The 25,219-nt window shown below is 69.2% G+C and carries 11 protein-coding genes; 2 read left to right on the top strand and 9 right to left on the bottom strand.

From position 1 onward, the window contains the following. Nucleotides 1-11: 11 nt before the first annotated feature. Nucleotides 12-959 (top strand): SphA family protein, encoded by a 948-nt coding sequence (locus PcP3B5_RS16065; RefSeq protein WP_058070915.1) that lies wholly within the window; start codon nucleotides 12-14, stop codon nucleotides 957-959. Between the two features lie 49 nt (nucleotides 960-1,008). Further along, on the top strand, nucleotides 1,009-2,436 hold the full coding sequence (locus PcP3B5_RS16060; protein ID WP_058070914.1) for a DUF1254 domain-containing protein: 1,428 nt from the start codon (nucleotides 1,009-1,011) through the stop codon (nucleotides 2,434-2,436). 884 nt (nucleotides 2,437-3,320) lie between these two features. Here PcP3B5_RS16060 and PcP3B5_RS16055 read toward each other — a convergent pair. The 9 genes from PcP3B5_RS16055 to PcP3B5_RS16015 form a co-directional block, all read right to left on the bottom strand. Beyond that, nucleotides 3,321-4,685 (bottom strand): DUF1329 domain-containing protein, encoded by a 1,365-nt coding sequence (locus tag PcP3B5_RS16055; protein ID WP_058070913.1) that lies wholly within the window; start codon nucleotides 4,683-4,685, stop codon nucleotides 3,321-3,323. A gap of 17 nt (nucleotides 4,686-4,702) precedes the next feature. Continuing rightward, on the bottom strand, nucleotides 4,703-6,520 hold the full coding sequence (locus tag PcP3B5_RS16050) for a DUF1302 domain-containing protein (protein WP_009622292.1): 1,818 nt from the start codon (nucleotides 6,518-6,520) through the stop codon (nucleotides 4,703-4,705). Nucleotides 6,521-6,798: 278 nt separating this feature from the next. Then, complete coding sequence (locus PcP3B5_RS16045) at nucleotides 6,799-7,566, bottom strand: SDR family oxidoreductase (RefSeq protein ID WP_061561842.1); 768 nt, start codon at nucleotides 7,564-7,566, stop codon at nucleotides 6,799-6,801. A 192-nt stretch (nucleotides 7,567-7,758) separates the two neighbouring features. Next, on the bottom strand, nucleotides 7,759-8,292 hold the full coding sequence (locus PcP3B5_RS16040; protein ID WP_043317159.1) for a cytochrome b: 534 nt from the start codon (nucleotides 8,290-8,292) through the stop codon (nucleotides 7,759-7,761). A 519-nt stretch (nucleotides 8,293-8,811) separates the two neighbouring features. Beyond that, nucleotides 8,812-10,911: a site-2 protease family protein gene (locus PcP3B5_RS16035; RefSeq protein ID WP_237143041.1), complete on the bottom strand. Its 2,100-nt coding sequence runs from the start codon at nucleotides 10,909-10,911 to the stop codon at nucleotides 8,812-8,814. After that, nucleotides 10,911-12,251, bottom strand: coding sequence for an efflux RND transporter periplasmic adaptor subunit (locus tag PcP3B5_RS16030; protein ID WP_061561840.1), 1,341 nt, complete (start codon nucleotides 12,249-12,251; stop codon nucleotides 10,911-10,913). The genes PcP3B5_RS16035 and PcP3B5_RS16030 overlap by 1 nt, the downstream gene beginning before the upstream one ends. Before the next feature lie 6 nt (nucleotides 12,252-12,257). Next, the gene (locus PcP3B5_RS16025; RefSeq protein WP_061561839.1) at nucleotides 12,258-13,043 is read right to left on the bottom strand and encodes an efflux RND transporter periplasmic adaptor subunit; all 786 of its coding nucleotides are present in this window, start codon (nucleotides 13,041-13,043) and stop codon (nucleotides 12,258-12,260) included. Next, entirely contained in the window at nucleotides 13,027-14,616 is a 1,590-nt protein-coding gene (locus PcP3B5_RS16020; RefSeq protein ID WP_043271616.1) for a TolC family protein, read from the bottom strand. Before PcP3B5_RS16020 ends, PcP3B5_RS16025 begins: the two co-directional genes overlap by 17 nt. Nucleotides 14,617-14,660: 44 nt before the next feature. Further along, nucleotides 14,661-25,193 (bottom strand): VCBS domain-containing protein, encoded by a 10,533-nt coding sequence (locus PcP3B5_RS16015; RefSeq protein ID WP_061561838.1) that lies wholly within the window; start codon nucleotides 25,191-25,193, stop codon nucleotides 14,661-14,663. Between the last annotated feature and the right edge of the window lie 26 nt (nucleotides 25,194-25,219).

Genomic DNA, 25,219 nt, shown 5'->3' with positions numbered 1-25,219 from the left:
GGATGCCTGGCATGCGCTGTAAATCCACCCTGCTGGCCGGCTGCCTGCTGTTCGGCGCCGGCCAGGGCTGGGCGGTGGAGAACGGCGCCGGCTTCTACCTGCTCGGTTCCCGCGGCCCCATGGCCGGGGTGCTGCCGCCGCCGGGGCTGTACCTGCAGAACGACCTCTACCGCTACGACGGCAGCGCCGGGGCGAGCCGGGACTTCCCCCTCAACGGCAAGGTGGTGGCCGGCATCCAGGTCGAAACCTGGCTGGCGATGCCGACGCTGCTCTGGTCCACGCCCGCGCAACTGCTCGGCGGCAACCTGGGGCTGTCCTGGAGCCAGCCCCTGGGCGGGCCCGGCCTCGACGTCGATGCCGAGCTGACCGGGCCCCAGGGCGGGCGCTTCGCCAGCGACGTGCACGCCTCCAACTACACCTACGGCGACCCGGTGCTGGCGGCCTTCCTCGGCTGGCACCGCGGCAACTTCCACTGGCAGGGCGGGGTGTCGCTGAACGTGCCGGCCGGCGACTACGACGACCAGGCCCTGGCCAACCTCGCCTTCCACCACTGGGGCGCCGACCCCTTCGCCGCGCTGACCTGGTTCGACCCGGCCATCGGCCTGGACCTGTCCGTCGCCGCCGGCGTCACCATCAACGCCGCCAATCCCAGCACCGACTACCGCAGCGGCAACGAGGCGCACCTGGAGTGGGCCGCCGAGCAGCACTTCGGCCCGCGCTTCTCCGCCGGCCTGGTCGGCTACCACTACCGCCAGCTGACTGGCGACAGCGGCCGCGGCGCCAGTCTCGGGCCTTTCCGGGGCCGCGCCCGGGCCCTGGGCGCGACCCTGGCCTGGAACTTTCCCGGCGCGCGGCCCTGGTCGCTGCGCCTGAAGGCCTACAAGGAGCAGGGCACCTACAACCGCCTGGAAGGCCACGCCGCCTACCTGACGCTTTCCGTGCCCCTGGCTTCGTTCTGACGCACGGGCGGGGGCCGCACCAGTTCCAACCCAGAGCAAGGAATTCATGATGAAAGCCACACGCACGATGCTGTCCGCGCTGAGCGTGGCCGTCGCCCTGGCCGCCGGTCACTGCCTGGCCGCGCCGAGCTATGCCGACCCGCAGGTCAGCCTGGTGATGACGCCGCAGAAGGTCGCCCAGGCCCAGGAGATCGACGCCTACAACCTGGGGGTGATGGCCTACACCTGGGGCTACCCGCTGGTGCGCCTGGAGCGGATCCTGCGCGAGTACATCGACGTGCCGGCGAACAAGCCGCCGACCAGCTACCGCGGGCCGCTGAACCAGATCGGCTGGGCCACGGCGCTGTCCACCCCGGCGGACAAGGACATGCCCACCGCCAACAACGACACCCTGTACATGAGCGCGGTGGTCAAGCTGGACGAGCCCTACGTGCTGAGCGTGCCGGACACCGCCGACCGCTACTACGTGATCAACGTCTTCGACATGTACCACGACCTGGAGCACTACATCGGCCGTCGCGCCACCGGCACCCGGGCCGGGCGCTTCGCCCTGGTGCCGCCGGGCTGGGAGGGCAGCCTGCCGGCAGGCGTCAAGGCGCTGCCGGCGAGCACCGACAAGGTCTGGTTGTGGGGCCGCGTGCACATCCGCCAGGGCGAGGACCTGGCGCCGGTGCTGGCGCTGCAGAAGCAGTTCGACCTGCGCCCGCTGAGCCAGTTGGGCAAGGCCGGCTACGTGCCGGCGAAGCAAAGCCTGCCGGCGCTGCCGTCGATCGATGGCGACGAGCTGGGCTTCTTCACCCACCTGGGCTACGCCATGCAGCACAACCGCATGAAGACCGTGGACCAGGCGCTGGTGGGGCAACTGGCGCGCATCGGCCTCACCCCCGAGCACGGCTTCGACCGCAGCAAGCTGACCGCCGAGCAGCTGCGCGGGCTCAAGCGCGCCCTGGCCGATGGCCAACTGGTGGCGGGCAAGGCCACCATGACTTCCACCGTGCTGCGCAATGGCTGGAACGTGGCCCTGGTCAAGGCGTTCGGCTACGACTACCCGGGCCGCTCGGTCATGGCCGGCGCCTACCTGGGCGGCAACCTGGCGGAGGAGGCGGTCTACCCGATCCGCTTCACCGACGAGCAGGGCAAGCCGCTCAACGGCGAGAACCCGTACCGCCTGACCTTCGCCAAGGCGCCGCCGGTGGGGGCGTTCTGGTCGCTGACGATCTACAACGCCGGCGACAAGATGCTGGTGGACAACCCCATCGGCCGCTACAAGGTCGGCTCGGACACCCCGGGCCTGCAGGTCGCGGCGGACGGCTCGATCAGCATCCCCATCCAGCACGCCCAGCCGGCCGGCGCAGGCAAGGCCAACTGGCTACCGGCGCCCAAGGGCGACTTCTACCTGCTGCTGCGCCTGTACCAGCCGGACGCCAGCATTCTCGATGGCGGCTACGCGCTGCCGCAAGTGACCCGCGCCCGCTAGCGGCGCGGCGGATCGCGGACGGAGTCCGCTCCTACAAAGAGGAATGCCGGGCTTCACGGCGACCTGTAGAAGCGGGCCCTGCCCGCGATTCGCGCGCAGGGCGCGCTCCTACAGGGGAATGGCGTGGGTGGGGCGGCGTAGGTGCGACTGTCCTGCGCCCCGCGCCGAGATGCGGCGGATAACCGCGAACGGTTATGCGCCCTACGAACTCGCCGGCTGACGCTGAACCACCCGACCGCTCCGAACGGCCCCCTCTCCCGCTTGCGGGAGAGGGCTGGGGAGAGGGCGCTCTTCCGCGAGTCTTTTCGTAGGAGCGAGCTTACAGGGAGGAATACCGTGCTTCACGGCGGTAGGAGCGGGCCCTGCCCGCGATTCGCGCGCAGGGCGCGCTCCTACAACGGAATGGCGTGGGTGGGGTTGCGTAGGGGCGGATCTCATCCGCGAACCACGCCGGAGGTTCCGGCTAATCGCGGACAAGGTCCGCTCCTACGGGGGAGGAATACCGTGCTTCACGGCGACCTGTAGGAGCGGGCCCTGCCCGCGATTCGCGCGCAGGGCGCGCTCCTACAACGGAATGGCGTGGGTGGGGTTGCGTAGGAGCGGATCTCATCCGCGAACCGCGCCGGATCGTCCGGCTATCGCGGACAAGGTCCGCTCCTACCGCATGAGCGAGCATGGCTTTCGTAGGATGGTGTTGAGCGAAGCGATACCCATCACCGCAACCGCATGGGTTTCGCCAAGGCTCAACCCATCCTACGAAAAGCGTCTCGGCGCGGCCGGCAAGACAGTTGCTCCTACGAAGAGCACTGGAGGCGCCACGGTTCGGCCCGGGCTACAAAAAAAATGGCGACCCGAAGGTCGCCCAAAACCACAGGTGCTGCTGCTCAGCGCACGCCGTCGCTGCGCAGGGCAGCCGGGGTGAATTTGGCGGCGGAGGAGGGCTCGCCGAAGCGGATCCAGCTCTTCTCCTGGTTCATCATGCCGCTGACCGCGTAACGGCCGGAGATCAGGTCATACAGGGATTCCAGGGCGTACCAGGGCACCTGCTGCTTGTAGTCCTGGGTCAGCATGGCCTCGCCTACGCGCCACAGCTGGCCGCGGCCGTCGTACTGGTCGGACAGGGCGATGCTCCAGGAGTCCTCGTCGACGTAGAAGCGGCGCTTGGCGTAGATGTGCCGCTCGCCCTGCTTCAGGTTGGCTTCCACCACCCAGACGCGGTGCAGCTCGTAGCGCGCCAGGTCCTGGTTGATGTGGCCGGCCTTGAGGATCTCGTCGTACTTGTGCTTGGGCGAGGCCAGCTCGTAGTTGTTGTAGGGGATGTAGATTTCCTTCTTGCCCACCAGCTTCCAGTCGTAGCGGTTGGGCGCGCCGTTGTACATGTCCAGGCCGTCGGAGGTGCGCAGGCCGTCCACCTCGGTGGTCGGGCTGTCGTAGGCCACCTGCGGGGCGCGGCGCACGCGGCGCTGGCCGGCGTTGTACTGCCAGGCCATGCGCGGTTCCTTCACCTGGTCCAGGGAGTCGTGCACCAGCAGCACGTTGCCGGCCAGGCGTGCCGGCTCGGTGACCCGCGACTTGTAGTAGTACAGGAGGTTTTCCGCGTCCTTGGGATCCAGGTCGGCCATGCCCTTGGGCACCGCCAGGTCTTCCTCGTAGCGGATGGCGGTGAAGCTGCCGTTGGTCTGCGGCGCGGCGGTGACCGAGGCGCGCAGGATGTTCACGCCGCGGAAGCGGGTGATGTGGTTCCACACCACTTCCAGGCCGTCCTTGGGAATCGGGAAGGCCACCCAGCGGCTGTCGGCGAAGCCCTGCAGGCCGTTGCCGCCCTGCACCAGGCTGGTCTTCAGCGCGCTGGTCTTGGCCGCCTGGTAGATGAAGTCCGGGACCACGGTGCTGCGGTGGCTCGGGTAGACGTTCATCTTGTAGTCGGGGTAGCGCTTGAACATCGCCAGCTGGCCTTCGGACAGCTTGGCCTTGTACTGCTCGACGTTCTGCGCGGTGATGGTGAACAGCGGCTTCTCGCCGGCGAAGGGGTTGCCGGGGAAGCCCTTGGCATCCACCGCGGCGGCGTTCTGCGCCAGGCCGCCGGTCCAGGCCGGGATGCTGCCGTCGGCGTTGCCGGCCTTTTCCGCGCCCAGCGGGGTGAGGCTTGCGCCCAGCTTGGCGGCTTCGTCCGGGGACACCGCGGCCAGCACGCTGCCGGCCAGCAGGGACAGGGTGAATGCGCCGATCACTCGTAGTGCTTTGTTCATCGTTGAGTCCTCGCGGATCAGAAGTTCACGCCGACACTGAACGCGAGGAAATCGCGGTCGATCAGGGTGTTGTAGTCGCCGCCGAAGAAGTTGGTGTACGACAGGCTGGCGGTGTAGGTGTTGCGGTAGTCGGCATCCAGGCCGAGGCTGATGGCCTTGGCGCCTTCGTTGAAGGTCGGGCCGTAGCCTTCCACGTCGTGGGACCAGGCGATGTTCGGCTTCAGGTTGATGCCGGCGATGGCGTTGCCGTAGTCGAGGATGCCGCGGGCGCGGTAGCCCCAGGAGGTGTTGGTGTAGAAGCCGTGGGTGTTGCCCGGCGCCCACTGGCCGTACTCGGGGGAGCGGCCGTAGCGCATGGAACTGGTGGGTTCCAGGTCGCTCAGCTGGGTCAGGCCCAGTTCGCCCACCAGGGTCAGGCGGTCGGCGCCCATCACCTGTTCGAAGAAGTGGGTGAAGGTGGTCTGCACCTGGGTCATCGGCTTGCGTTCGTAGCCGCGGTTGATGCCGCCGGGCACGTTGGGCATGGTCGGCGAGCTGGTCGCCGCGATCGGGTTGAGCACCGCCAGGGAGACGTCCGGGGTGTTGATCTGCAGCGGCATGTTCGGCCGGTAGCTGATCTCGCCGTTCCAGGCGGTGCCGGTGGGCAGGCTGGTGGCGAAGCTCAGGCCGTAGAGGCGGATGTCCTCGGGGTACTCGATGAAGTAGTTGCTGTTGCCCAGCACGGTGCTCAGGGCCATGCCCTGGACCACCGAGGAGCAACCCGGGCGGCCACCGCAGGCGGCGCCGGTGGCGGCCAGGATGCGCCCCAGCGAGGCCAGGGTGGCGCCGTTGGCGGTCTGGCTGCTGTAGTAGGGGTTGCGGCTGTGGTAGTTCATGGCGTAGGCGCCGTACTCGACGTCGTCGGTCATCCAGCGCAGGGCCAGGCCCCACTGGCCGCTGTCGCCCGGCTCGCGGTCGCCGCTGCGCGGCAGGATCACCCCTTCGTCGTTGGCGATGAAGCCCTGGCCTGCGGCCGCGGCGATGGGCTCGAACTGCGCCATCAGCGAGCCGAAGCCGGGCGCGGCGTTGTTGGCGTTGTTCAGGTTGCAGCCGTGGGGAACCACGTCGGTGCCGAAGAAGGTGCCGCAGTTGTCCAGTACCGTCTTCTCCCACTTGAGCTGGTAGAAGCCCTCGACGGACAGGCTGTCGGTCACGCTCTGCGACAGGTAGAACATGTTCACCGGCAGCAGCGCTTCCTTGATCTCGGCGCCGGGGCGGCGGATGGCGGAAACGTCGATGGGGTTGATGCTGTTGATGCTGTTGGGGATGAAGGTGCTCTCGCCCCAGCTCACCACCTGCTTGCCCAGGCGCACGCTGCCCGGCAGGTTCTTGATGTCGTAGTTGTGGTAGACGAAGGCATCGAGCAGCTGCGCGCCGGAGGAGCGGGCGCCCTTGTCGCGGCCGTCGTCGCTGATGTCCTTGAACGGCCGGCTCTCGTCCTTGAGCTCGAAGTCGTACCAGTACTTGCCGCGCACGAACAGGCCGGTGTCGCCGTATTTTAGCTCCAGGTCGTGGATGCCCTTGAACAGCTTGGAGAAGGTCTCGCCCTTCTCGAAGTTCACGCGGCCGTCGTCGGTGGTGTGGGTGGCGATGTTGCCGCCGTTGTTGTAGCCGATGAAGTCCTGGTGGGGGCTCTGGGTGCTCCAGCTGGCGCCCAGGGACAGGGAGGAATCGAACTGCCCCTCGATCTCGCCGATGTTGAAGTTGACCGCCTTGGCAGGGGCGGCCACGCCCAGGGCGACGGCCAGCGCGAGCAGCTGCGGTTGGAAGAATCCAGGTCTTGTTATTGTTCTCATGAAACGCTCCAGTGCAGGGGGTGGAAGACTGCAGGCACAAGCTATGTGGAGCGCCGGGGGCGGATAAGCGCGCGAAAGTACGAGTGGCGCATCGGAAGAAGGTATGAGTCGCGCTGTGGCGCGGGTTCCAGCGGGGTCCAGCAATACGCTGAATGGTCCTTCATTCACTGGCTCGGTGAGATGTGGGGTTTGTCTGAAGGAATTCCGCGGGGCAACGCGCGCACCGGGCCAGGGCCCGGTGCGTCAGGAGGTCGGAAGGGCGCCCGCGGGCGCGCGGATCAGATGAGGTAGCCGCCGTCCACCACCAGGCTGATGCCGGTGGTGTAGCTGGAGGCGTCGCTGGCCAGGTAGAGCACGGCGCCGGCCATTTCCTCGGGGTTGGCCACGCGCTTGAGCGGCACCCGCTGCAGGATGCCGTCGAGCACCGCCTGGTTCTGCACCAGGGCGGCGGCGAACTTGGTGTCGGTGGGCCCCGGCAGCAGCGCGTTGCAGCGGATGCCGAAGGGCGCGCATTCCTTGGCGAAGACCTTGGTCATGCTGATCACCGCGGCCTTGGTCACCGAGTAGATGCCCTGCAGCTCGCCGGGGGTGATGCCGTTCACCGAGGCGACGTTGACGATGCTGCCGCCGCCTTGCGCCTGCATCAGCTTGCCGGCTTCCACCGACATGTAGAAGTAGCCGCGGATGTTGACGTCCACGGTCTTCTGGAAGGCGGCGACGTCGGTGTCCAGCACGTTGCCGTACTGCGGGTTGGTGGCGGCGTTGTTGACCAGGATGTCGAGGCGCCCGAAGCGTTCGCGGATCCAGGCGAAGGTGGCCTGGATCTGCTCCGGCTCGCCGATGTGGCAGGCCACGGCGCTGGCCTTGCCGCCGGCGGCCTGGATGGCCTCGGCCACCGCCTGGCAGCCCTCCAGCCGGCGGCTGGATACGATGACCTGGGCGCCCTGGCGGGCCAGCAGGTGGGCGATGGCTTCGCCGATGCCGCGGCTGGCGCCGGAAACGAAGGCGACCTTGCCGCTGAGGTCGAAGGGGGCGGGTGTGGACATGGGCTGCTCCGGGAACGGTTGCGAAAGGGGCCGGCCACCGCCCCCGGTCGGATCAGGAGGCGCGTCTAGGGGCGGGGCCGGCCAGGCGAGGATAGGCAGCGGGGCGGAACGGCGGTATCGCCCGGAAGTGCGATCAGGATGATGAATGGGGATGATGGGCCGGCGCGTGGCGAGCCGGCCCAGGGTGGCGCCTCAGGCCTGTTCGCGGGCCGGCAGCATGGCGCGCAGCACGCCGTCGCGGCGCACGTGGTGGTGCCAGATGGCCGCGGCGGCGTGGCCGAGGATGAGGGCGAAGAGCAGGTACTGGGCGGTGACGTGGAAGGCCTTGGCCGCCTCGCGCGCGGCATCGGACAGCGGCAGCGGCGGGATTTCCACGAGCCAGAACAGGTTCACCGGGCGCTTGCCGAACAGCAGGCCGGTGAGCGGCATGAGGATCAGCAGCGCATAGAGCAGGGCATGGCCGGCCTTGGCGGCCAGCAGCTTGAGGCGCTCGTCGGCCGGCAGCAGCTGCGGCGCGCCATGGCGGGCGCGGACCAGCAGGCGGGTGACGGTCAGGGCCAGGACGGTCAGGCCCAGGGACTTGTGCAGGGTAAACACCCCGCCGACGCCGCCGAGCAGGCCGGCGAACAGGTCCTTGCCGTAGGGCAGGGCGATGATGGCCAGCACCAGGAGGGCGCTGAGCCAGTGCAGGGTGATCTGGGCGGGGGTGTAGCGGGCTTGGGTCACGGGGGTTCCTCTTTGGCGGACGCCGGCCTTGCCGAGGGGGCTTGGGGCGGGTCGTTTTTTCGTGGGAGCCGGGGAGGGTAACCGAAGGGGGTGGCTGTTATGGGGAGGAAGGCGTTGCAATTTGTTGTGGGGGGGTGAGAGCGCCCTCTCCCCAGCCCTCTCCCGCAAGCGGGAGAGGGAGCCGTTCGGAGCGGTCGGATAGTTCAGCGTCAACCGGCAAGTTCGTAGGGCGCATAGCCGTTCGCGGTTATCCGCCGCATCTCGGCGCGGGGCAGGACAGTTGCGCCTACGCCGCCCAACCCACGCCATTCCAATGCAGGAGCGCGCCCTGCGCGCGAAATCGTGGGCAGGGCCCGCTTACCTTCCAGGAAGCACGGCTTTTCGTAGGATGGTGTTGAGCGAAGCGATACCCATCATCACGACCGCATGGGTTTCGCCAAGGCTCAACCCATCCTACGAAGAGCGCCTCGGCGCAGCTCCCATGCAGAAGTGCGCCCTGCGCGCGAAATCGCGGGAGCGCTAGAACCCACTCTCGCGCATGAACACCGCCGCCAGGTGCATCAACCCATCGGCCAGCAGGCTGCGGCGCTGGCCTTCGATCTGCAGGTGGCCGCGGGTTTCGTGGAGGTTCGGTGGGGCTTCGTCCAGTTGCACCAGCACGTGGAACAGCGGGCTGCTGGGCACCAGTTGGTCGCCGTGGGGTTGCACCGCCAGGGGGCCGCCGTGGCGGGAGGCGAGGGCCGGTTGGCCCAGTTGGCCGATGCGCGTGGTGCCTATCTGCAGGACCTTGCCGGTGATCGCCCGGGGCACGCCCTCGGGGTAGAAGCGCACCGCGCTGCCTTCGCCCAGGCGCTGGATTTCGTCGGGGCCGACGTAGGCGTCCACCTGCCAGCTGCGTGGGTCGATCAGTACGCCCAGGGGCTCGCGGGTGCCTATCCATTGGCCGCCGCGCCAGTCCGGGTTCAGGTCCAGCCACTGGCCGGCGAAGGGCGCCTGCAGGTTCAGCCGGGCGATTTCCGAGCGGGCGGCGCGGGCTTCCTGGAATTGCACGCCGTAGCGTTGGCGGGTGGCGGCTTCCTCGGCCAGGCCGCCGGGGTCGGCCAGCAGGCCGGCCAGGCGGGCGCGGTAGCCTTGCATGCTGGCTTCGTTGCCGGCCAGGCGGATGGTGATGTCCGGCTGGTCGAGCACCACCAGGGTTTGCCCGGCTCGCACCGGGCCGGCCTTGCGCACTTGCTGCAGCAGCGCCGGGAAGGGCGCGTAGAGGCGCACTTGGCGCTCGGCGCGGGCCAGGCCCACGGCGTGGATCTGGCTGCGCCAGGGCACCGCGACCAGCAGCAGGGCGGCCGCCAGCAGGAGGAGGAAGAGATGGCGGCGGCCGCGGCGCACTTCGCCGCGGTGCTGCCACCAGTGTTTCAGTTCGCGCCAGATCGGCTGCACGATGAACCAGGAGATTTCCACGGCGAAGAGAAAGATCCCGAGCAGTTTGAAGAAGAACAGGTAGACGGTCACCGCGATGCCCAGGAACAGCACCAGGCGGTACACCCAGGTGATCATGGCGAAGGCCACCAGCAGGCGCCGCTGGCGCGCCGGGAAGGCTTCCGGCCAGGCTTCGTCGAGCCCCAGCAGGTTGCGCCGCAGGGTGACCTTGGCCAGGGCCGTGGCGCGCTCGTGCAGGTTGGGGAAGTCGAGCAGGTCGGAGAGGATGAAGTAGCCGTCGAAGCGCATGAAGGGGCTGGCGTTCAGCGCCAGGGACAGCGCCCAACTGGTGGTGGCCAGGTACAGCAGGGCGTTGCGCAGCGGGCCCGGGTCGCTCAGCGCCCAGCCCAGGGTGGCCAGCCCGGCCAGGCCCAGCTCGGTGAGGATGCCGGCGCTGGCGATGGCCAGGCGTTGTTTCGAGCAGCGCAGCTTCCAGCTCTCGCCGGTGTCGGTGTAGAGCATCGGCCACATCACCACGAAGGCGATGCCCATGTGCGCCACCTTCAGCCCCAGGCGCGTGGCCACCAGGGCGTGGCCCATTTCGTGGAGGGTCTTGGCCACCACCAGGGCCAGGGCGAAGCTGAGCAGGCCCTCGGTGGAGAAGGATTCCACCACGTCGTGGCGGAAGGTGTCCCACTGGTGCGCCACCAGGACGATGCCGAGCAGCCCCAGGCCCACCACCAGCACGCCCATGAAGGGGTGGAACAGCCAGCCCAGGGCGCCGGCCAGGCGCCGCAGGTGGCGTTGCGGGTGCAGCAGCGGGATGCGGAAGAACAGGTAGTGGTGCAGCCACCATTTCCAGGTCAGGAACTGGTTGCCCTCGCTGGCCTCGCGCAGGCGTTCCAGGGCCTGGGCGCCGGGGCGCACCAGCTGGTGGCGTTCGAGGAAGGCGCGAAAGCCCAGCACCTGCTCGACGTCGGGCTTGAGCGCGGTCTGCTCGGCGATGTCTTCGGCGATGCGCCGCGGCGTCTGCTCCCAGCGCAGCAGGCATTCGAATTCCAGCCAGCCGATGCGGAAGAAGCGGTTGGTGACGTTGTCGTGGATCACCCAGGCCGGCTCGCCGTCGGCATTGCTGCCGGCCTCGGCGATGTCGAGGTCGTCGCGCAGCGGCGGCGTGGGCAGGTCTTCGGCGGCGGCGTCCATCACCAGCCGGTCCAGGCGCGGGCGGCGGCCAGGGGCCGGCGCAGCAGGTAGTAGCCCAGCGGCACGCGCTCGCCGTAGAGCTTGGCGGTGCCGTGCAGGCCCAGGCGGGCGTGGGCCGGGGCGCCCTCGACGCTGGCCAGCAGGCGGTAGGAGGCCACGCCGTCGTCGCCCGGGCGCGCTTCGTAGCTGGTTTCGAGGATTTCCCCGTGCAGCGGCGAGAGCGGGTAGGCGGTGAGGAACAGGGTGACCGGCGCGCCGCTGTCCAGGGCGATGGCGTCGGCCACCGGCAGCTGGATGCGCATGCCCGGCTGGCTGGGGTCGGCGACCTGGAGGATGCGCTCGCCGGTGACCACCGGCTTGCCCAGCCAGTCGTTGGGGTCGCTGTACACCGCCACCCCGGCGCGCGGCGAGAGCACCGTGGTGCGCGCCAGTTGCGCCTGCACCGCGGCCAGTTCGGCGCGGCGTTGCCGCGCGGTGCCGTTGAGCACCGCCAGCTCGCCCTTGCTCTGCGGGTTGTCGAAGGCGCGCTGGCTGGCGGCCAGCAGCTCGGCGTCGGCCACCGCGACTTCCTTGGCCAGCACTTCGGCGCGGCTGCGCAGGGTGGTTTCGTCGAGGGCGAACAGCGGGGTGCCGACCTCGACGCTCTGGTTCGGCCGCACCAGCATGCGGGCGATCACCCCGTCGATCGGCGAGCTGATCACCTGGGCATTGCGCGACACCACTTCGGCCGGGGCCAGCGCGGTCTGCCGCACCGGCACCAGCAGCATCACCGCCAGCACCGCAACGCCGAGCAGCAGCTGGCGCCGGCTGGGGCGCCAGAAGCGCAGCGAGCGCGGCTTGCCGAAGGCCGCCCAGCAGTGCGCCCAGGTCTGGAACACGCCCTGCAGCAGGTTCTCCACCGAGGGCGCCGGGGCTTCGTCGAGGAGGAACACCAGCAGCCCCAGGCGCTGGCCGTGGCGGTCATGCAGGGGGATGACCCAGAGCCCGCTGGGCCACCACTCGGCCCAGCCTTCGGCGATGTCCTCGGGCACCTCCAGGGATTCGCGGGGCAGCCAGCGCGGCGCTGCGTCCGTTACCTGGCCGCTCAGCCAGCGCCCGGCGCGGCGCAGCCAGACCAGATAGGGCGAGTCCTCGGTGGGGCGCGCAAGGCCGGAGATGCACAGCAGCTCCAGCTGCTGGCCGTGCTGGGCCAGCACCAGCGCTTGGTGGAAGCGCAGCAGCGCGTAGAGGTCGTTGGCCATGGAGAAGGCCAGGGCGTTCAGCGACTCCGCGGCCAGGGCGCGGTCGCGCAGGTTGGCCAGGCTCAGCAGCAGCTGGGGTGGCGGAAACATCTCGCTCATGGCTGCCTACTCTTGCGCGTCGGGGAAGCGCGCGGTACCGCTCATGCCCGCGATCAGTTCAGGATAGGCCGCATCCAGGCGGGCCTCCAGCTCGACGGTCTGGGCTACGGCGTCGACCCGCGCGTTGATGGCGCTGACCTTGGCCGGGTAGCGCTTGCCGGTCTCGTGGATCTCCACTTCCACCGGCATGCCGGGCTTGAGCTGCGGCAGCAGGGTGGAGGGCACGTTCAGGCGCACCTTGAGGGCGCCGTCGCTGACCAGGTCGAACAGCGGCGCGCCGGCCTGCACGGTCTGGTACGGCTTGACGTAGACCTTGGCCACGCGCCCGGCGAAGGGCGCCTGCACCTGGCAGTAGCCGGCCTGGGCGCGGGCCAGGGTGAGGGCGCCCTCGGCCTTGCTCACCTCGGTGGTGGCCATGGCCACTTCCAGCTCGCCGGCGGCGTCGAGCTTCTGCAGGTTGCGCTTGGCCGCCAGGTTCTGCCGGGCCATGCCCAGCTCGGCGGCGGCGACCTTGGCGCGGGCCTGCACCTCGACGCATTGCAACTGCGCCAGCGGGGCGTCCTTGGCGACCTTCTGGCCGAGGCTGGCCTTGAGCTCGCCGAGGGTGCCGTTCATCTGGCTGGACAGGGTTGTCTCCAGGTCCGATACCAGCAGCACGCGGATGGCGTTGGGTTCGTCGCCGGCGGCTGGCGGCGGGAGGGTGGGGTCGCCGTCGGCGGCGAAGGCCGACGGCAGCAGGGCGATGAACAGGAACGGCAGGCACGACAGGCAGGACTTACGGCTGTGCGGCATTGGCGCTTCCTTCGTTGCTGCTGGAGAGGTTGTTGCCGGAAAGATTGCTGCTGGGGGCGCCCGCGCTGCTGGCGGTGAGCAGGTTGCTGCCGCTCTCCTGTTCCAGGGTGCGCTGGATTTCCCGGGCCAGGGTCTTCACGTCGTGGTTCTCCACCTTGTCCGGCAGCACGGCGAAGCCCACCGAGTTGTACAGCCGGCCCCAGGCGGCCTGGGCGTCGGAGTAGGCGGCCTCGCGCTGGTAGCGCGAGAGCAGGTAGCGGCCCTCGGCGCGGATCAGTTCCAGCTCGGTGCCCAGGGCGGCGCTGCGGGCCTTCTGCGCGTAGTCCAGCAGGCTCTTGTCGACGCGCAGGCTGTCGTCGGCGAATTCCACTTCCTGGCGCGCCAGCTGGTAGCGCAGCAGGCCGACGCGGACCTGGGTAAGGATGGCCATGGACAGCGCGGTGCGGCGCATGTCGTCGGTCTTGGCCTGGGTCTGCTGGGCGGTGTTCAGCGCCGGGTACTGCAGCAGGCGCAGCAGGTTGATGGAGACCTGCACGCCGGTCTCGTTCCAGTGGTTGTTGTACAGGTACTTGTTGGAGTCGTACTGGTAGCCGTAGTTGACGCTGACGTTGGGCCACAGCTGGGCCTTGGCGATCTTCAGGTCGTTCTCGTCGACGCGCTTGCGGTACCACTCCTCCATGATTTCCGGGCGGTGCTGCAGCGACAGCTGCTCCAGTCTCTCGACGTTGCTGGTGACCAGCGGCAGCGGCGGCTCGCTGGTGTCGGCCAGGAGCATCTTCGAGTTCGGCGGCAGCGACATCAGCGCGGCCAGTTCGGCGCGGGCGAACTCCAGGTCCTGGCGGCGCACGGTGAGCATGTACACCGAGTCGAGCAGGGCGCGCTGGTAGGCGAGGATGTCCTGGCGCGGCAGCAGGCCCTGGTTCTCGGCCTCGCGGGCGGCGGTGAGGGCGCGGTGGGTGCGCATCAGCAGGTTGTCCACCTCCGGCAGCAGGCGCTGGGCGCCCAGGGCCCGCCAGTAGGCGTTGCGCACGTCCTGCATGACGTTCTGCGCCACGCGCTCGCGGCGTTCCTCGGCCATGTGGATCTGGTCGGCCTTCTGCTGGGTGCGGTAGTAGGCCACGCCGAAGTCCAGCAGGCTCCAGGACAGGCCCAGGCTGTCGATGTCGCGGTAGCGCTCCTCGGAGGTGGACGGGCGCAGGGACACCTGGCGGTCCTGGATGCCGATGGAGGTGCCGCCGGAGTCGTTGTTGCGCCCGGCGTAGCCGGCCGAGGCCACCAGGCGCGGCAGCATCTCGTGGGCGGTGACGTCGCGCAGGTCGGCGGCCAGGGCGCTTTCCAGCAGCTTCAGGCGGTAGTCGAGGTTGTATTTCAGGGCTCGCGCCGCGGCCTCGTAGAAGGTGATGGGCGCGTTCACCGGCTCCTGCTCGCGGTACATGCGCGCCTGGTCGTCGATGACGCGCTGGCGCATCTGCTGTTCGTCGTAGGGTTTGGACTCCATCAGCGAGGAGCAGGCGCCAAGCACGGTGCTGACGGCGATGATGGCACTCAAGGCCTTGAGGCGTTGTCCCGGCATAAGCATTCCTTGTTCAATGCGTGTTTTTTTCTGTCGATCCCGATTCAATTCGCGCTCCCCCTGCGTTGCGCGGCTTCGCGCAGCTGTTGGCGGAAGCCGCGGGCGGTCTGCGCGGGCTTCTCGGCGGCCGGCACCAGGTCGCTGGCGCGCGGCGCCCAGAGCGAGGGCTCGCTGAGCAGGCCGTCGGCGCTGAGGTTGGCGCGGCCGTGGCGGCCGTCGATCCAGGCCCTTTCCCGTTCGCTGGCTTCGCGGCTCTCGGCCACCGCCTGGGCCACGTACTGGCCGGGCACCAGGCCCAGGCCCGCGCCGATCGAGTCCGCCTCGACCTCGGGGGTGAGGAACAGGTCGGCGCGGTTGCCGTCGACGTGCCACATGGATTGCATGAGGCGCTGCTCGATGCTCTCGACTTCCGGCAGCACGAAGATCGCCGGCTCCAGGCCCAGACCGGGGGCATTGCGCTGGCCGTCGCCGGGGCGCTGGCCGAAGTAGGGGCCGGCCGGCGGCTGGATGTAGGGCGAGGCGATCTCCAGGGTGATGGTCAGCTCGGCCTGGTCGGTGGCGCCGGCGAGGTCGGCGACGGTGTAGGTGAAGACGTCCTGCAGCACCCGGCCCAGGCCGGCGGCGGCGAGCACCTCGGGGTTGGTCTGGTCGATGCTGTAGGTGTAGCTGCCGTCGGCATTGAGGGTGAGGAAGCCGTAGCGCCCGGCCAGCACCTGGCCGACGCTGCCGGCCGCGCCGCTGGCGCTTTCCGCGCCGACGCGCACGCCGACCACGCTCAGGCGGTCGCCGCCGTCGACGTCGCTGTCGTTGGGCAGCACGTTGCCGCTGGCCTGGGGCGCGACCACCTGGTCGCTGGCGGTGTTGCTGTCGTTGCGCGCCACCGGGTTGTCGTCGGCGCCCTGGATGGTCACGGTCAGGCGCGCATCGGAGGTGGCGCCGGCGGTGTCGCGCATGCGGTAGGTGAAGACTTCGCGCAGGGTCTCGCCGGCGGTGCGCAGGGCCTGCACCACCGGGTCCGCGTTGTTCACCTCGTAGCGGTAGCTGCCGTCGGCGTTGAGCAGCAGCACACCGTAGCGCCCGGCAAGACGTTGCCCGGCCTGGGCCTGCTGGCCGTTCTCGCCGCTGAAGAAGATCACTTGCCTGGTCTCGCCGTATTGCACGCCGTCGACGTCGCTGTCGTTGTCCAGCACGTTGCCGGTGGGGTCCACCCCCGGGGTGCCGTTGTTCACCCCGCCGGCCTCCACGGCGATGGCGGCGTCGTCCTGGGCGATGGGGGTGTCGTTGCGGCCGTCGATGGTGATGGTCAGCACGCCGTTGCTGGTGGCGTCCCAGATGTCGGTGACCTGGTAGGTGAAGCGTTCCATCAGGGTCTGGCCGCTGACGCGCAGGGCCTGCACCGCTGCCAGGCTGTTGTCCAGGATGTAGCTCCAGCTGCCGTCGGCGTTGATCCGCAGGTCGCCGTACTGGCCGCGCAGGGTCTGCCCGGCCGCGGCGGCGTCGCCGGGCAGGGGGCGGTCGCCGCTCCAGAACGCGAGGATGGTCATCTGTTCCGGGAACAGGTCGATGGTGTCCGGGTCGTGGTCGTTGTCCAGCACGTTGCCGCCGGGGTCGCTGCCCGGCGTGGCGTTGTTCAGGCCGCCGGCCTCCACCGCGGTGCCCTGGTCGGGCGCGGTGATCGGCGGCTGGTCCTGGCCGCGGATGACGATGTTCAGGGTGGCGGTGTCGCTCAGCCCGCCGTCGTCGGTCACCTGGTAGGTGAACTGCTCGATGACGAAGCCCAGCGGGCCGAGGGCGATGATGACGTCGTTGCTGGAGTCGACCACGTACTGGTAGCTGCCGTCGGCGCCGATGGTCAGGGTGCCGTACTGGCCGACCAGCACCTGGCCGTTGGCCTGGGTGGTGCCGCCGGGCACGCCGGTCAGCGCCGGGTTGTCGCCTTCGGCGCCCAGGCCGATGCCCGTCAGCGTCTTGTGGTCGCCGGCGTCGACGTCGGTGTCGTTGGGCAGCACGTTGCCGATCGGATTGCTGCCGCCATTGCCGTCGTCGTCGGTGGCCACGGCGAAGTCCAGGTCGTCGTGGGCCACCGGCGCGTCCCAGGCGCCCTGGATGGTGATGCGGATCTGCGCCTGGGAGGTGGCCCCGGCGGTGTCGTGCATCTGGTAGGTGAAGACTTCGCTGAGGCTCTCGCCGGCCTTCAGTGCCTGCACCGCGGCCAGGCCGTTGTTGACCGTGTAGACGTAGTTGCCGTTGGCGTCGATGCTCAGGCTGCCGTAGCTGCCGGCCACCGAGGTGTTGCCGGCGCCGACCTGGACGAAGCTCCCGCCGGCGGCCAGGGCGCCGGTCCGCAGGCCATCGACGGTCTTGCCGTCGCCGCCATCGACGTCGGTGTCGTTGAGCAGGGCGTTGCCGCTGGGGTCGGTGCCCGGGGTGCCGTTGTCGGTGCCGCCGGCCTCGACGGCGATGGGGGCGTCTTCGCTGGCGATGGGGGTGTCGTTGCGGCCGTGGATCACCACGCTGAAGGTGGCGGTGACGGTCTTGCCGTTACCGTCGCTGACGCTGTACTGGAATACCTCGGTCAGGCGCTCGGCGTCGGTGCGCAGGGCCTGAACGGCGGCATTGTTGTTGTCGATCACGTAGCTGTAGTTGCCCTGGGCGTCGAGCACCAGGCTGCCGTAGTTGCCCGCCAGGCTCTGGCCGACGGTGCCGTTGGCGCCGGTGGGGCTGACGATGGCGGTGATGCTCAGGGTATCGCCGTCCGGGTCGCTGTAGGACGCGGCGATGTTGCCGCTGGGGTCCAGGCCCGCGGTGGCGTTGTTCAGGCCGCCGGCCTCGATGGCATCGACAGTCACCGGGTTGATCTGTGGCGGGTCGTTGACCCCGGTGACGGTGATCACCAGTTGCGCCTGGTCGGTCAGCCCGCCGCTGTCATGGATCTGGTAGGTGACGATCACCTCCAGGCTTTCGCCGGCACCCAGGGCGCGGATGTCCGGGTTGGCGCTGTTGACGAAGAAGCTGTAGCTGCCGTCGGCGCTCAGGCTGAGCTGGCCGAAGTTGCCGTTGATCAGGCTGCCGTTGGCCAGGCGTGCCACTTCGGTGGTCAGGCTCACCGAGCCGCTGGCCGGCACCGCGGTGAAGCTGCCGCCGGCGCTTTCCAGGCCGCTGCGCACGCCGTCGACCTTGAGCACGTCGGCGTTGGGCTGGTCGAGGTTGTCGACGTCGGTATCGGTGCCGACGCCGGCAGCGCCGGTGATCACGTTGCCGCTGGCGTTCACCGGCGCCGGGCTGCCGTCGCTGGCGCCGGCGCTGGCGCTGCCCTGGTCGTCGACCGCCAGCGGGGCGTCGTTGGCGCCCTGGATGGTGATGGTCAGGGTGGTGATGGCGCTCAGGCCGCCGGCGTCGGTGACCTGGTAGGTGAAGACTTCGGTGAGTGTCTGGCCGGGGGACAGCGCCTGCACTGCCGGGCTGTCGTTGTCGATCACATAGCGGTAGCTGCCGTCGGCGTTGAGCGTCAGGCTGCCGAAAGCGGTCTGTATCACCGCCGGCTGGCCGCTGGCGACCGGAATCACGCGCCCGCCACCCGGGCCGTCGTAGCGGGCCAGGCTGACCGTCTTGGTCTCGCCCAGGGCCACCGAGTCGACGTCGGTGTCGTTGCTCAGCACGTTGCCGGTGGCGTCCTGGCCGGCGGTACCGTTCAGGGTGCCGCCGGCCTCGATGGCGATACCGGTGTTGGGCTCGGCCACCGGCGTGTCGTTGGCGCCGTGGATGTTGATCTGCAGCACGGCGCTGCTGGTCAGGCCGCCGCTGTCGACCAGGTCGTAGTCGAAGAAGTCGCTGAGGCGGTCGTTGGCGGTGCGTAGCGCCTGCACCGTCGGGTTGCTGTTGTCGACGATGTACTGGTAGCCGCCGTTGGCGTTGATCAGCAGGGTGCCGTAGCGCCCCTGGATGCTGATGACGCCGCTGGACGGCAGCTCCAGCCCGGCGGGGTTGGCGTTGCTGGCGATGTGGGTGACGCTGAGGAAGTCGTTGTTGGTCTGGATGTCGACGTCGGTGTCGTTGGCCAGCACGTTGCCGGTGGGGTTGGTGCCGGGGCTGGCGTTGTTGGAGCCGCCGGCCTCCACGGCGATGGCGATGTCGTTGTTGGCTTGAGGCGCGTCGTTCACCGGGTCGATGACGATGTTCACCGTGTCGGTGTCGCTCAGGGCATCGTCCAGGTTCTCGCCGGGGATGCCGTCGCCGTCCTTGTCGCCGAAGTTGCCCTGGTCGTTGGTGACCATGGTCAGGGTTTCGCTGTCGCGGAAGGTGTTGAAGTCCTGGTCGCCCTTGTAATAGAGCTGGCCGAGCAGGATGTTGAGCTGTTGCAGGGTGCCGCTCAGCACCAGGGTGCGCCCGGCGCCGGTGGGCGGCGTGGCATCGGCGGCGGGCGGCGTGGCCGACTGCCAGAGCACGCCGTGCTGCACGCTCAGGGTGATGGTCATGATGCCGTCGGCGTTGCCGGCGTTGACGTCCACGTCGCTGGTGACCAGGCCGACGATGTGCAGCACCGTGTCTTCCGTGCCGTGCTGGTCGGCGACGGTGTTGATCGGCGCCTCGTTGAGGTGCACGTAGCCCGAATCGGCGGTGCCGGTGGCGCCTTCGCCCAGGGCGAGGCTCACCGTGCCCAGCCCGGCGGCGCTGGTGCCGGTGTCGGTGTCGATGCGGATGTGGAAGCGGTTGTTGGCCGCCAATTGATAGTCCTGCGGCACGGCGATCAGGTAGTTGCCGGCGGGCAGGATGGCGAACTGGTAGATGCCGCCGTTGGCGGTGACGGTATTGAACACGCGGTCGTCGGCGGTGCCGAACTGGCCGTCGGCGCCGGCCCAGGTCAGCTGTACGGCCACGCCGTCCAGGCCCGGGCCGTCCGGGGTAGCGATACTGGTGGCGGACCGGCTGTCGTTCCATAGGGTGCCCTGGACCACGCCCATGCCCGCGCCCTCGCTGAGGACGTAGTTGTTCAGCCCGCTGGCGCCATCCTGGCCGTTGCGTTCGCCATCGGTGCTGCCGCCGCTGCCGGGCAGGGAGCCGCCCCAGCCGGTGTTTTCGAAGTCCGTCGGCAGGCTGGTCCAAGTGAGCACCGCGGCGCTGCTGGCGTCGTCGGCGATCACGCCGTTGGGCAGGGTGACGCTGTAGATCACCTGCACCTGGTCGTTGGGGGCGAGCCGGGCGAAGTCCACCGAAATGGCGCTGCCGTCGCTGAAGGCGACGCCTTCCGGCAGGTTGGCCAGGTCCAGCGCCACGCCGTTGAGCAGGATGCCCTGCACCTGGTAGTCGCTGCCGTTGGGGAACTGGTCCTGCAGGTGGATGTTGTAGGCCGGCACGCTGCCGTTCTGGGTGAAGCTGACCGAGACGGTGGTATCTGTGGTGTTTCCGGCGCCGGGCTGGATGTCGATGACGTGCTTGTCCAGCCCGGCCAGGCTGGGCTCCACCACGGTTTCGAAGAGGGTGTCGCTCTTGCCGCGGTCGACCCCGCCGTCCAGGCCGACGTGTTCGTGGGCGCTCACGCCGAGCTGCTTGCCGGCCTGGTTGCCGCTGACATTGGTGACGCGCACGTTGAACTCGAGGACCACCCCTTCGAGGTCGCTGTCGTTGGCCTCGGTGTTGGTCAGGTTGCCCAGGTTGAAGGTCACCGTCTGGCTGCCGTCGGCGTTGGTGACGATGTCCAGGCGGCCGCCGCTGGCGTCGAACCGGCCGACGGGCACGGTGCCGCCGAGGCTGGCGCTGATCGGCTGGGCCACGTCGCTGGCCTCGTTGCCGTTCATCCATAGCTGGCCGTTGCTGGTCAGGGTGATGTCGCTGGACAGACCGTTGAGGTTGCTCGAGACCAGGGCGATGAGGATGTTGTTGAGGTCGGCGGGGATGAATTCCAGGCCGGCGGCCAGTTCGATGCGGACCTGGTAGTTGGGGTTGTCGCCGGTGGGCACCAGCACCGCCACGCGGTAGCGGATCACTTCGCCCACCGCCACCTGTTCGTCGAGGGCCGCGGTGTTGGTGCCGCCGGCATCGCTGGGCGGCGGGGTGTCCTGCATGCCGCCGACGCGGGAAATCTGGATGCCGTTGGCCACCGGGATCAGCAGCGGCGAGATGACCCGGTAGTCGTTCAGGGTGCCGCCCTCGAGCAGGCCGTCGTCGCCGCTGCGCTCGCCGTTGGCGGTGTCGGTGGCGCTACTGCTGCCGTCGAGGCTGGTCCAGCGCACTTCGGCGTTGTTCGGAATGGCCGCCTCGCCGGCGGCGCTGGCGTTGACCACGCCGCTCAGGCTGATGACGATGCTGCCGCCGTTGGCGATGTCGATGTTGGCGCCGCCGGCGCTGACCAACTGGCCGTTGAGGATGACGAAGCCGGGCCCGCCATTGTTGGTCGCGCCACCGTTGTAGGTCACGTTGGTGATGGTCAGGCCGTCGATTTCCGTTGGCAACAGGTCGAGCAGGCTGAGGTCGAAGGCATCGGTGCCGGAGTTGTTGGCGATGGTGATGTCGAAGCTGATGGTGTCGCCCTGATCGTAGCCGCCAAGGCCGCCGCTGGAGGTGATCTGCTGGGTCATCGTGAGCGTCGGCTCGACGATGGCCACGCCGGGCTGCTGGGCGCTGGCCACGGTGCGGTCGAGGGCGGTGGCGCCGTTGGGGGCGTCGCCGTCCGGGTCGCTGTAGACCAGTTGCGCGCCGTTGTTCAGGCTGACCCCGGCCTGGTTGCCCGGCACGTTGCTGGCCACCAGCACCAGGCGGATGACGAAGGCATTGTTGCCGGTGTTGTTGTCGGCCGTGGCGCCGGCAGTGCTGAACACCAGGCGCATGTCGCCGCCGTCGCTGCCGTCGGCGCTGAAGCTGGAGACGCTCAGCGTGCCGTTGAAGTCCTGGCCCAGGGCGCCGCTGCCGGCCGCGGTGGTGATGATCTGGTAGCCGAGGTTGCCGTTGAAGCGCGGGTCCAGGCGCAGGCCCGGGGGGATCAGGTCGTCGATGCGCAGGTTGGCGGTGCCGCCTTCTGGCAGGGTGACGACGATGTCGTAGGTCATGCCCTCGCCGATCACCAGGTTGCTGCCGCTGGTGTGGCCGGCGCTGGAGTCGTCGTCGCTGAGGCTGCCGTCCTTGTAGTTCTTGACGAGGGTCGGCGCGGCCACCTGCTGGTTGGCGATTTCCGTCAGGTCGGTGGGGGTGAAGTCCTGGCCGCCCTCGACGCTGGCGTAGTTGGTCAGCGCGGCGCTGCTCTGCAGGGTGCGCGAGGCGAGGATGGCGTTGTCGACGGTGACGTCGTAGGTGATCACCACCAGGTTGGCGCCGGAGAGGTCGTTGGTCGTGCCGCTGCGCCCGGCCAGCAGGGTCGCCTGGCCGTTGGCGTCGAGGAAGGTGATGGTGTTGCCGCTGATGCTGTAGTCGGTGCCGAGCGCCAGCAGGGTGCCGTCGCCACGGTAGACCTGCAGGTTGGCCGCGCCCAGGCTGCCGCCGACGAAGGCCAGCCCCGGCGGCAGGGTGATGCTGGTGCTGACGTCGTAGGCGGCGCCGCCACCGCTGTTCTCGATGGCGGTGGCCAGGCGCAGGGTGTCGCCGCCGTCGATGCCGCTGACGTCGCCGTTGATCGCCGCAAGGTCGGTGACGTTGCCGCTGAAGGGCTTGCCGCCGGTACCCGGCGCCGTCCAGTTGCCGCTGGTGCCGGTGACACTGCCGTTGCTGCTGGAAACCACGCCGTGCTTGATGTCCAGCACCGGCTCGGCGATCGAGGCGATCACCGCGACATCGGAGGAGACCAGCACGTCCTTGTCGATGGTGGTGGTCTGGCTGGATTGCGCCAGCACGTCCAGCGAGCGCTGGTCGGCGAAGGGCTGGTCGCCGACGACCATGGTGAAGTGCACCTGCACCGTGCCGCCGTCGAGGCCGCCGGAGATGAAGTCGCCGAAATCGAAGACGATCGAGTTGCCCGGGCCGGTGGTGACGCTGTCCGGCACGTCGAGAATGGTGTTGTCCGGCCCGAAGGACCACTGGCCCACGCCGCTGCCGACGCTCCAGGCGATGCCGGTGGCGTCCAGCAGCGGCAGCGGCAGGTAGGCGACGAGCTTGAAGTTCTCGTAGTCGGCCACCAGCAGGTCGTAGCTGATGGTGAAGGTGACCACGTCGCCGGGGCGCAGCTCGCCGTCGGCCGGCGGCGTGCCGCCATTCACCGTGGTCAGTTCGATGTCGACGCTGGAACTCTGGATGGTGCTGGTGGTGCTGGAACCATCGGTCTGTTCGCTGCCGAGGTTGACGGCGTCGCGTATCACGGTGGCGTTGACCGTGGCGCTGTTGCCGATGCTGTCGCCCTCGTTGAGCTGGTCGTGGGGCGGGTGGTCGGTGGTGTAGGTGGTGTCCACCGTGGCGTCGTAGGTGATGAAGGCGTGAACGGCGCCGTCCTGCACGTCGTCCCGGGCCAGGTCGCCGAACAGGGCGCCCAGGCCGGCACCGCCCACCGCGTTGAGAATCGACTGGGCGATGTCGAAGACCAGGGTGGTGCTGCCGTCGGCGTTCTGCGTGGCGGTGTAGACCAGGGCGATGGTCTGGCTGTTGGCGCCCTGGCGGATGACCAGGGTCGGTGGGTTGGCCGTATCGAAGGTCTGGCCGTCACCGAGCTGGTCGGTGATGGTGAAGCGGCCCTGCTGGAGGATGTTCTCGCCGAAGCCGAAGAAGTCGGAGATGGCGATGTCCATGGTGTAGCGCAGGGTGTCGCCGGGGGTCAGTCCGGGGGTGCCGACGTCGCTCTGCAGGTTCACCTGCTTGAGCAGGGTGATGGACTTGGCGACGAAGGTGATGCCCTGGCCATCGCCGGTGATGGTGAAGGGGTAGCCATCCGGGTCGGTGGGCCGGTCGCGCGGGTCGAGCGGGTTCCAGTTGCCGCTCGCGGTGGCGGTGCCGAAGGTGATGGTCACCGGGTTGCCGGTGCTCGGGTCGATCACCGGGCTGCCGTTGGCGTCGATTTCCGGTACGTAGAAGCTGACCTGGGTGGTGCTGGGGCCGCTCAGGGTGTCGTAGTGGATGCTGTAGCTGCTGATGAAGACGCTCGGGTTGGCCAGGGCCACGGCGATCAGCGCCGGGTTGGTCAGCACGGTGCCGTCGTGCAGTGTCACCGAGGTCAGGGTACCGCCGGCGCCGGGGGTGATGGCGCTGACGTGGACCTGGGCGGGCACCGTCTGGGTGATGGTGACGTCGGTCAGCGTCTGGCCGTCGGCCGGGGTCACGGTGACGCTCTCGGTACGGGTGTAGTTCGGGCCGGTGACGGTCTCGCCCTCGGGCATGTCCAGCGTCTGCGTCACGCTGAGCAGAGTCGGGGTGACCACGAAGGCATGCAGCGAGCCTTCCACCCGGCTGGGGTCGAGGGTGGGGTTGTTCAGCGAATCGTTGCCGTACTCGAAGCCGCCGCGGGCGTTGATGGTCAGGTTGGGGGCGCCGTCGGAGAGGCTGGTGTCGGCCAGGTCGCTCAGGTGCGCGGTGACCTGCACGTCGATGCTCGGCTGGCCGTTGGTGACGCTGGCGTAGGGCAGCTGCAGTACCACCATCTGATCGCCCGGCTTCATGCCGACGCTGGCGGCGTTGATCACCAGGGCGTTGCCGTTGGCGTCCTTGGCCAGCGGGTGGGTGGCATTGCCGTTGGCGTCGAAGGTGACGACGAAGGACTTCACCGTCTGGCCCAGGTAGGTGGCGCTGACGAAGCTCAGGCCGTCGTCGCCGTCGCGCCCGGTGGCCGGCAGGAACAGGTCGATGTAGGGGGCGAAGCCGACCTGGGCCGAGGGGTTGCTGAAGCTGACGGTGAAGGTGACGTCGTCGCCCAGGCGCACCGCGGCCCCGCTGCCGATGCTGGTGGTGGGGTCGGCGTCGGCCAGCAGGCTCTGGAAATGGTCGAGGGTGCTGGCGGACAGGGCGATGCTCTTGTCCAGGTCGCCGTGGCGCACCTCCAGGTTCCAGTCGCCGCCGGCGGCGCTGGCGCCCGTGGCGTTGCTGGAGGCGCCGACGTCGGCGCCGGTCCATTGCGCCAGGCGGTCGACCAGGGCCTGGCCGGCGCTGCCGGCGCCCACGGCGCAACCGTAGAGCTGGATGTCGGCGCCGGCATCGAGTTCGCCGCGCCAGCTGTTCAGGGTGCTGCCGAACTGGTCGAGGTTGGCCGCGGTGAAGGTCTGGTTGCCCAGGGTGAACTGGCCGGAGGCGCCGTGGGAGAAGATCTGGATCGAGTCGACCTTGCCCAGCTGCGCCAGCGCCGCGCTGATCGCCGCCAGGGCGTCCTGGCCGGCATCCACCACCAGGGTGGTGACGTTGGCCGCGAGGTTGGCGGTCAGTTGCTCGCGGTTCTCCACGCGGCTGTCCAGCACCACCAGGGTGCGCGGCTGGCCCGGGGCCTTGGCCGCGGCGGCGTCCGGGGTGCTGGGGGTGTGGCTGGCGTCGGTCTGGTCGGCGTGGTCGCTGGCGTGGTGCTGCTGGTCGGCCGCGGAAGCGGCGGCGCCGTCGAAGAGAATCCTGGGTTCCAGGGCCAGGGCCTGGCTACGGGGCCGGAACGCAGCGATCGGACGGCTTGGTTTCGACATGTCCATACGAATTCCCACATCAGAAATCAGCG

Source organism: Pseudomonas citronellolis (genome assembly GCF_001586155.1).
Lineage (GTDB): Bacteria > Pseudomonadota > Gammaproteobacteria > Pseudomonadales > Pseudomonadaceae > Pseudomonas > Pseudomonas citronellolis.
This window is presented reverse-complemented; position numbering and strand designations above follow the sequence as displayed.

Excerpts from the sequence above, each read along its gene's own strand:
- PcP3B5_RS16065 (WP_058070915.1), top strand. The coding sequence starts at position 12 with ATGCGCTGTAAATCCACCCTGCTGGCCGGCTGCCTGCTGTTCGGCGCC.
- PcP3B5_RS16060 (WP_058070914.1), top strand. The coding sequence starts at position 1,009 with ATGAAAGCCACACGCACGATGCTGTCCGCGCTGAGCGTGGCCGTCGCC.
- PcP3B5_RS16055 (WP_058070913.1), bottom strand. The coding sequence starts at position 4,685 with ATGAACAAAGCACTACGAGTGATCGGCGCATTCACCCTGTCCCTGCTG.
- PcP3B5_RS16050 (WP_009622292.1), bottom strand. The coding sequence starts at position 6,520 with ATGAGAACAATAACAAGACCTGGATTCTTCCAACCGCAGCTGCTCGCG.
- PcP3B5_RS16045 (WP_061561842.1), bottom strand. The coding sequence starts at position 7,566 with ATGTCCACACCCGCCCCCTTCGACCTCAGCGGCAAGGTCGCCTTCGTT.
- PcP3B5_RS16035 (WP_237143041.1), bottom strand. The coding sequence starts at position 10,911 with ATGGACGCCGCCGCCGAAGACCTGCCCACGCCGCCGCTGCGCGACGAC.
- PcP3B5_RS16030 (WP_061561840.1), bottom strand. The coding sequence starts at position 12,251 with ATGAGCGAGATGTTTCCGCCACCCCAGCTGCTGCTGAGCCTGGCCAAC.
- PcP3B5_RS16025 (WP_061561839.1), bottom strand. The coding sequence starts at position 13,043 with ATGCCGCACAGCCGTAAGTCCTGCCTGTCGTGCCTGCCGTTCCTGTTC.
- PcP3B5_RS16020 (WP_043271616.1), bottom strand. The coding sequence starts at position 14,616 with ATGCCGGGACAACGCCTCAAGGCCTTGAGTGCCATCATCGCCGTCAGC.
- PcP3B5_RS16015 (WP_061561838.1), bottom strand. The coding sequence starts at position 25,193 with ATGGACATGTCGAAACCAAGCCGTCCGATCGCTGCGTTCCGGCCCCGT.